This is a genomic window from Streptomyces aureus (genome assembly GCF_001418135.1).
Lineage (GTDB): Bacteria > Actinomycetota > Actinomycetes > Streptomycetales > Streptomycetaceae > Streptomyces > Streptomyces aureus_A.
This window is the reverse complement of record NZ_LIPQ01000102.1, coordinates 1-8,739: the sequence shown is the minus strand read 5'-3', so window position 1 is coordinate 8,739 and position 8,739 is coordinate 1. Positions and strand designations below refer to the sequence as shown.

The window sequence follows — 8,739 nt, the reverse complement described above, 5'->3', positions numbered from 1 at the left end:
GGGCGTGGGGGCTCGTCGCCGTCGTCCTCCTCGTCGGCGTCCACCTCGTGCGCGGCGGTACGGCCGAGCTCCGGGCCGACGGCCCCCCGCAGCCGCTCTCCGCCGCCGCCCCCGACGGCACCCGCGCCGCCGAAGCCGCGCTCGTCCCCGCCTCCGTACCCGGTCCGCTTCCCCCGTCGACCCCGCTGCGGGTCCGCGCCCCGGCCGTCCGGATCGACGCGCCGATCACCAGGGTCGGGCTCGACGCCGACGGCTGGATCGAGGCCCCACCGCCCGAGGACGACCGGCTCGCGGGCTGGTTCACCGGCGCGGTCACCCCCGGCGAGCGCGGCACCGCCGTCGTCGTCGGCCATGTCGACGTCCCCGGCGGCCGGGCCGTCTTCTACGACCTCGGCGCCCTCCGCAAGGGACACCGGGTGGAGATCGCGCGCCGCGACGGCCGGACCGCCGTCTTCGCGGTGTACGGGGTCGAGGTCGTCCCCAAGGAGGGCTTCCCCGCCGAGCGGGTCTACGGCGACGCCGGCGTGCCCGAGCTGCGCCTGATCACCTGCGGTGGCACGTTCACCGAGGAGAACGGCTACGCGGGCAACGTGGTGGTATCGGCCCGCCTGGCCGAAGTCCGCTGACCCTTCTCCCGCCCCCGACCCCGCCTTTGTCCCCAACCGGGAAAAAGTCGGAGCGGATTCATGCGCAACTTCTTCCCACTCCGGTACGCCGCTGCTACGTTCCCCTCGAAAGCGCGAAGACGAGCGGGTACGAGAGGGAGGGGCGCGTGAGACGCATGACGGCACGACCTGCCAACCGACATCAGGCGCGACTCCTCAGGCTGTTGCGCGACGGAGGACCCAACTCCCGCGCGCAGCTGGGGGATCAGATCGATCTCTCCCGCTCCAAGCTCGCCGTCGAGGTCGACCGGCTCCTGGAGACCGGTCTCGTCGTCGCCGACGGTTTCGCCGCCTCCCGGGGCGGCCGCCGCTCGCACAACATCCGGCTCGCGCCCGAACTCCGCTTCCTCGGCATCGACATCGGCGCCACTTCCATCGATGTCGCCGTCACCAACGCCGAGTTGGAGGTGCTCGGGCACCTCAACCACCCCATGGACGTCCGCGAGGGCCCCGTCGCCGTCTTCGAACAGGCCCTGTCGATGGCGGCGAAGCTCCGCTCCACCGGGCTCGCGGAAGGCTTCGACGGCGCCGGCATCGGCGTCCCGGGACCCGTCCGCTTCCCCGAGGGCGTCCCCGTCGCACCGCCGATCATGCCCGGCTGGGACGGCTTCCCCGTACGGGAGGCACTCAGCCAGGAACTCGGCTGCCCCGTCATGGTCGACAACGACGTGAACCTCATGGCCATGGGGGAGCAGCACGCCGGCGTCGCCCGCTCCGTCGGTGACTTCCTCTGCGTCAAGATCGGCACCGGTATCGGCTGCGGCATCGTCGTCGGCGGAGAGGTCTACCGCGGGACGACGGGCAGCGCGGGCGACATCGGACACATCCAGGTCGAACCCGACGGCCGCCCCTGCGCCTGCGGCAACAACGGATGCCTGGAGGCCCACTTCAGCGGCGCCGCCCTGGCCCGCGACGCCGAGGACGCGGCGCGCGGCGGCGGGTCGGAGGAGCTCGCCGCCCGGCTGGCGGCGGCCGGGCGGCTCACCGCCGTCGACGTCGCGGCGGCCGCCGCCGCCGGAGACGCCACCTCACTCGCCCTCATCCGTGAGGGCGGGAACCGGGTCGGGCAGGTCATCGCCGGACTCGTCAGCTTCTTCAACCCCGGTCTGGTGGTGATCGGAGGCGGCGTCACCGGCCTGGGTCACAACCTCCTCGCCAGCGTCCGCACCCAGGTCTACCGGCAGTCCCTGCCCCTGGCGACCGGCAACCTGCCCATCGTCCTGGGCGAACTGGGCCAGACAGCCGGCGTCACGGGCGCGGCCCGCCTCATCAGCGACCACCTCTTCTCCCCGGCTTGACGGAGGTCGTGGCCCTACGTTCCTCCTCCGGGGCGGGGGTAGGGGCACAACCCCCACCGGCACGCCCCGCCGCACGACCCGCACCCGCACGAGCCCAGGCGCACCCGAAGCGCGCCCCGCGCCCCCACGCGCCCCGGCGCCACCCGCAGGCGCCCGCCGTACGCACAGCCGCACGCCCCGCCCAGGTCCACCCACACCCGCCGGACGGCCCACCGCACTCGCCGAGGGGATCTCCGCCATGCCCGAACACCCCCCGTCCCTCCTCACCATGTCCGGAATCACCAAGTCCTTCCCCGGCGTCCGCGCCCTCGACGGCGTCGACCTGGAGGTCGCGCCCGGTGAGGTCCACTGCCTCCTGGGCCAGAACGGTGCCGGCAAGTCCACCCTCATCAAGGTCCTCGCCGGCGCCCACCAGCCCGACGAGGGCCGGATCACCTGGAACGGCGCACCCGTACGGCTCCGCTCCCCGAGCGCCGCCGTCCGCCTCGGCATCGCCACCATCTACCAGGAACTCGACCTCGTCGAAGGCCTCTCCGTCGCCGAGAACGTCCACCTCGGCCACGAACCCACCACCGGCGGATTCGTCCGCACCCGCGAGGCGCGGCAGACCACCGCCGCCCTCCTCGAACGCCTCGGCCACCCCGAGATCGACCCGGCCCGGCGCGTCGGCGAACTCTCCGCCGCCCAGCGGCAGATCGTCTCCATGGCCCGCGCCCTCTCCCACGACGTCCGTCTCATCGTCATGGACGAACCGTCCGCCGCCCTCGACCCCGACGAGGTCGCCAACCTCTTCCGGATCGTCGCGGACCTCACCGCCGACGGCGTCGCCGTCGTCTACATCTCCCACCGCCTGGAGGAGATCCGCCGCATCGGCGACCGCGTCACCGTCCTCAAGGACGGCCGCGCCGTCGCCCGCGGACTGCCCGCCGCGACCACCCCGACCCGTGAGGTCGTCGCCCTCATGACCGGCCGGGACGTCCCGTACGTCTTCCCCGAACGCCCCACCCGCCCACCGACGGCCGAACCCGTCCTCCGGGTCCAGGGACTCGCCAGGAAAGGGGAGTTCGAGGCCCTCGACCTCGAACTCCGCCCCGGGGAGATCGTCGGCCTCGCCGGGCTCGTCGGCTCCGGCCGCTCCGAGATACTGGAGACCGTCTACGGAGCGCGGAAACCCACCGCGGGCCGGGTGACCGTCGACGGACGGCCGCTGCGCCCCGGCAGCGTCCCCGCCGCCGTCGCCGCCGGACTCGGCCTCGCCCCCGAGGAACGCAAGGCGCAGGGCCTGCTCCTCCTCGAATCCGTCACCCGCAACGTCTCCGTCTCCTCCCTCGCCCGCTTCTCCCGGGCCGGCTGGATCGACCGCGCCACCGAACGCGAGACCGCCAGGACCGCCACCCGCACCCTGTCGCTGCGGCCCGATCTCCCCGACGCCCCGGTCCGCACCCTCTCCGGCGGCAACCAGCAGAAGGCCGTCCTCGCCCGCTGGCTCCTCCGGGGCTGCCGCGTCCTCCTCCTCGACGAACCCACCCGGGGCGTCGACGTCGGCGCCCGCGCCGAGCTGTACGCGGTCATCCGAGGGCTCGCCGACGACGGCCTCGCCGTCCTCCTCGTCTCCAGCGAGGTCCCCGAGGTCCTCGGCCTCGCCGACCGCGTCCTGGTCCTCCGAGAGGGCCGGGTCGTCCACCAGGCACCCGCCCGTGACCTCGACGAACACCGCGTACTCGACCTCGTGATGGAAGGGAGCCCTGCGGTATGACGCTCACCACCCCGGCCAAGGCGCCACCCCGGGAGGGACGCTGGCGCGCACTCGGCCTCAGGGCCGACGTCCGCAACCTGTCGCTGCTCGGCGTGCTCGCCGTACTGATCGTCGTCGGCGGCCTCACCCGGCCCGCCGAGTTCCTCGCCACCTCCAACCTCCAGCTCGTCCTGACGCAGGCCTCCGTGATCGGCGTCGTCACCGTCGGCATGACGTTCGTCATCACCAGCGGCGGCATCGACCTCTCCGTCGGCGCGATCGTCGCCCTCGCCTCCGTATGGGCCACGACCCTCGCCACCCAGGAGTTCGGCTTCGCCGGAATCCTCTTCACGGCCGTCGCCGTCGGACTCGGCTGCGGCCTCGTGAACGGCGTCCTCGTCGCGTACGGCGGCATGGTCCCGTTCATCGCGACCCTCGCCATGCTGGCCTCGGCCCGAGGCCTCGCCCTCCAGATCACCGACGGCAAGACGCAGATCGTCACCGTCCCGTCCGTCCTCGACCTCGGCCTCCCCGACGCCTACGTCCTCGGCATCCCGCCGCTCGTCCTCGTCTTCGCGGCCGTCACCGTCGCCGGCTGGCTGCTCCTCAACCGGACCACCTTCGGCCGCCGCACCATCGCCGTCGGCGGCAACCCGGAGGCCGCCCGCCTCGCCGGCATCGACGTGCGCCGCCAGCGGCTCTTCCTCTATCTGCTCTCCGGACTGTGCTGCGGCATCGCCGCCTTCCTGCTCGTCGTGCTCGCCGGCTCCGGCCAGAACACCAACGGCAATCTGTACGAACTCGACGCCATCGCCGCCGCCATCATCGGCGGCACCCTCCTCAGCGGCGGCCGGGGCACCATCGTCGGCTCCGTCCTCGGCGTCCTCGTCTTCACGACGATCACCAACATCTTCGCGCTCAACAACCTGCAGAGCGACGTCCAGCAGATCGCCAAGGGCGCGATCATCGTCGCCGCCGTCCTGCTCCAGCGCCGCACGGTCCGCGACGGAACCTGACCGGACACACGCCGAACCGGCCCTCACCACCACCCCCTTCACCACCACCCGCTCGGAAGGGATCCACCGCCATGCCCGAAACCAGCCGCAGACACCTCCTCCTCGGCGGCGCGGCCGTCTCCGCCGGCGCCCTGCTCACGGCCTGTACGAGCAACGAGCCGAAGAACCAGTCGCCCGTCGGAAGCGCCGCACCGGCCGCCGACGACAAGCCCGGCACCCCCGTCACCATCGGGTTCGCCGGCCCGCAGGCCGACCACGGCTGGCTCAACGCCATCAACGACAACGCCGAGCGGCGCGCGAAGACGTACTCCGACGTCACCCTGGAGATCACCGAGGGCTCCAACGACACCGCCACCCAGATCGGCCAGGTCCAGACCCTCATCAACAAGAAGGTCGACGTCCTCGTCATCCTCCCCGCCGACGGCAAGGCCCTCACCCAGATCGGCCTCCAGGCCATGAAGGCCGGCATCCCCGTCATCAACCTCGACCGGATCTTCGCCTCCCCGCAGGCGTACCGCTGCTGGATCGGCGGCGACAACTACGGCATGGGCCTCAACGCCGGCAACTTCATCGGCGAACAGCTCAAGGACAAGCCCAACGCCACCGTCGTCGAACTCGCCGGCATGGACAGCCTCGAACTCACCAAGCAGCGCACCCAGGGCTTCGACGACGCCCTCAAGAACTACCCCAACATCCGCAAGGTCGCCCGCCAGGCCGCCGACTTCACCGTCGAGTCGGGGCAGGCCAAGATGGCCCAACTCCTCCAGGCGCAGCCGAAGTTCGACGCCCTGTGGAACCACGACGACGACCAGGGCGTCGGCGCGCTGCGGGCCGTCGCCCAAGCCGGCCGCAAGGACTTCCTCATGGTCGGCGGCGCCGGCGCCAAGTCCGCCATGGACGCCATCAAGGCCGACACCGGAGTCCTCAAGGCCACCGTCCTCTACCCGCCGACCATGGCCGCCTCGGCGATCGACCTCGCCCGCGCCCTCGGCCAGAAGAAGGGCGTCGGCGGCATGTCCGAGCTGGAGATCCCCGCCTCGATCACCCTCTACTCGGCCGTCGTCACCAAGGAGAACGTCGACGAGTACCTGCCCACCGGCTTCAGCTGACCGACCCGGACCCGGGCGGTCCGCAGCCGGACGGCCCGCACCGGGGCCGTCCGGCCGGACCGGTCCCCGGCGGCCCGACCGCCCCCGGGGAGCAGCAACTCGCCGCACCACGAAACGGAGGAACCGTATGGAACAGACGGAGAGCGGGGCCGCACCGCCGGCGCTCGGCATCGGCATGGTCGGCTACGCGTTCATGGGAGCCGCCCACTCACAGGGCTGGCGCACCGCGGGCCGCGTCTTCGACCTGCCGCTGCGACCCGTCCTCGCCGCCGTCGCGGGCCGTGACGCCACCGCCGTCCGGGCCGCCGCCCGACGGCACGGCTGGGCCGCCGCCGAAACCGACTGGCGCGCCCTGATCGCCCGCGACGACGTCCAGCTCGTCGACGTCTGCACCCCGGGCGACAGCCATGCGGAGATCGCCGTCGCCGCCCTGGAGGCCGGCAAGCACGTCCTGTGCGAGAAACCGCTCGCCAACTCGGTCGCCGAGGCCCAGACCATGGCCGCGGCCGCCGAAGCGGCCGCCGCCCGGGGCCAGATCGCCATGGTCGGCTTCAACTACCGCCGCGTGCCCGCCCTTTCGTACGCCCGGCAGCTCATCGCGGACGGCCGACTCGGCACCCTGCGGCACGTCCGCGTCACCTACCTCCAGGACTGGCTCGTCGACCCCGCCTTCCCGCTCACCTGGCGCCTGGAACGCGAACACGCCGGGTCCGGCGCGCTCGGAGACCTGGGGGCGCACGCCGTCGACCTCGCCCAGTACCTGGCGGGGGAGCCGCTCGTCGGCGTCTCGGCGCTCACCGAGACCTTCGTACGGAAGCGTCCGCTGCTCGCGGGCGTCGCCGCGGGCGGTCTCGCCGGGGGAGCGGGATCGGAGGCGTACGGACAGGTCACCGTCGACGACGCGGCCCTCTTCACCGGGCGGCTCGCCTCCGGCGCCCTCGCCTCCTTCGAGGCCACCCGGATGGCCGCGGGCCGCAAGAACGCGCTGCGCCTGGAGATCAACGGTGAGCGCGGCTCGCTCGCCTTCGACCTGGAGCGGCTCAACGAACTGTCCTTCCACGACCACACCGAACCGGCGCTCTCGGCGGGCTTCCGCCGCATCCTCGTGACCGAACCCGACCACCCGTACCTGGAGGGCTGGTGGCCACCGGGCCACGCGCTCGGTTACGAGCACACCTTCGCCCACCAGGCCCGCGACCTGGTCCACGCCGTCGCGAGCGGCATCGCCCCGGCGCCCTCCTTCGCCGACGGCCTCCAGGTCCAGCGGGTCCTGGCCGCGGTGGAGGAGAGCGCCCGGAGCAACGCGGTCTACACCCCGGTCGGCACCTCCGTCCACACGTCCGCCGACGCATCCGCCGACCCGCCCGCCGCGACGCCCGCCGACACATCCGTACCGAGCTAGGAGGCGCCCGACCGTGCCACGACCCTTCACGCTCTTCACCGGCCAGTGGGCCGACCTGCCCCTGGAGGAGGTCTGCCGGCTCGCCCGCGACTTCGGCTACGACGGCCTCGAACTCGCCTGCTGGGGAGACCACTTCGAGGTCGACAAGGCCCTCGCCGACCCGGCGTACGTCAAGGGCAGACGCGAACTGCTCGACGCGTACGGCCTGAAGTGCTGGGCGATCTCCAACCACCTGGTGGGACAGGCCGTGTGCGACCATCCCATCGACGAGCGCCACCAGGCGATCGTGCCCGCCCGGATCTGGGGCGACGGCGACGCCGAAGGCGTGCGGCAGCGGGCCGCCCGCGAGCTCGCGGACACCGCGCGGGCCGCGGCCGCGCTCGGCGTCGACACCGTCATCGGCTTCACCGGCTCCTCCATCTGGCATCTGGTGGCGATGTTCCCCCCGGTCCCCGAGCGCATGGTCGAGCGCGGGTTCGAGGACTTCGCGGAACGGTGGAACCCGATCCTCGACGTCTTCGACGCCGAGGGCGTCCGCTTCGCCCACGAGGTCCACCCCAGCGAGATCGCCTACGACTACTGGACCACCCAGCGGGCCCTGGACGCCGTCGACCGGCGGCCCGCCTTCGGGCTCAACTTCGACCCCAGCCACTTCGTGTGGCAGGACCTCGACCCCGTCGGCTTCCTCTGGGACTTCCGCGACCGGATCTACCACGTGGACTGCAAGGAGGCCCGTAAGCGGCTCGACGGCAGAAGCGGCCGGCTCGGCTCCCATCTGCCCTGGGGCGACCCCCGGCGCGGCTGGGACTTCGTCTCCGCGGGACACGGTGACGTGCCCTGGGAGGACGTCTTCCGGATGCTCCGGTCCATCGGCTACGCCGGGCCCGTCTCCGTGGAGTGGGAGGACGCCGGCATGGACCGGCTGACCGGCGCCCCCGAGGCGCTGTCCTTCCTCAAGCGGTACGACTTCGACCCCCCGGCGGCCTCCTTCGACGCGGCCTTCGGGAGCGCCGACTGAGGTGAGAGCGCAGGTCCGCGCCCGGCGGCGAGGTGCCGCCGGGCCGGTCCGCGCTGCCCGCGAGAGCCTTTGTCCTCNNACAAAGGCTTTCCGTGGTGGACGAACCCGGCTACGGTCCCTGATGTGTACATGGCGTAACAGCGTGATGTGACCAGCGTGACGGCGCACGCCGGTCCCCGGACAACCCGCACACCCGGCCCGACTCCGGAGGACACCCGTGCACAGAAAACGACTCCGCCCCAGGAAGTCGCTCGCCCTACTCACCATCGGACTGCTCGCCCTCGGCGCCCCCCAGGGCCTCGCCGCCGCACCCGAAGCCCCCACCCCCGCCGCATCCGCCGCCTCGGCCGCGTCCGCCACCTCGGCCGCCGAGGAATTCCAGCAGATCACCCTCGCCAAGGGCGGCGAGGAAGTCGGCGAACCCATGTCCCTCGCCGTACTCCCGGACCGCAGCGTCCTCCACACCTCCCGCAACGGCGAACTCCGCCGCACCGAC

The 8,739-nt window shown here is 72.7% G+C and carries 7 protein-coding genes and 1 pseudogene; all 8 read left to right on the top strand.

Annotation, left to right across the window (positions count from 1 at the left end):
• Positions 1 to 626: class F sortase (locus AOK00_RS10745; protein WP_055600082.1), on the top strand; the 626-nt coding region annotated here is incomplete at its 5' end.
• Positions 627 to 781: 155 nt separating this feature from the next.
• The gene (locus tag AOK00_RS10740) at positions 782 to 1,963 is read left to right on the top strand and encodes an ROK family transcriptional regulator (protein WP_055600081.1); all 1,182 of its coding nucleotides are present in this window, start codon (positions 782 to 784) and stop codon (positions 1,961 to 1,963) included.
• Between the two features lie 238 nt (positions 1,964 to 2,201).
• A complete protein-coding gene (locus tag AOK00_RS10735) occupies positions 2,202 to 3,719 on the top strand; it encodes a sugar ABC transporter ATP-binding protein (protein WP_055600080.1) in 1,518 nt (505 codons plus the stop codon).
• Complete coding sequence (locus AOK00_RS10730; RefSeq protein WP_055600079.1) at positions 3,716 to 4,714, top strand: ABC transporter permease; 999 nt, start codon at positions 3,716 to 3,718, stop codon at positions 4,712 to 4,714. Before AOK00_RS10735 ends, AOK00_RS10730 begins: the two co-directional genes overlap by 4 nt.
• 71 nt (positions 4,715 to 4,785) lie before the next feature.
• A complete protein-coding gene (locus AOK00_RS10725) occupies positions 4,786 to 5,823 on the top strand; it encodes a substrate-binding domain-containing protein (RefSeq protein ID WP_055600078.1) in 1,038 nt (345 codons plus the stop codon).
• Positions 5,824 to 5,950: 127 nt separating this feature from the next.
• Positions 5,951 to 7,225, top strand: a complete 1,275-nt coding sequence (locus AOK00_RS10720) for a Gfo/Idh/MocA family protein (RefSeq protein ID WP_254047313.1) — start codon at positions 5,951 to 5,953, stop codon at positions 7,223 to 7,225.
• A 13-nt stretch (positions 7,226 to 7,238) separates the two neighbouring features.
• A complete protein-coding gene (locus AOK00_RS10715) occupies positions 7,239 to 8,243 on the top strand; it encodes a sugar phosphate isomerase/epimerase family protein (protein WP_055600077.1) in 1,005 nt (334 codons plus the stop codon).
• Positions 8,244 to 8,460: 217 nt separating this feature from the next.
• Positions 8,461 to 8,739 (top strand): annotated as a pseudogene (locus tag AOK00_RS10710) (glycosyl hydrolase); the annotation flags it as partial.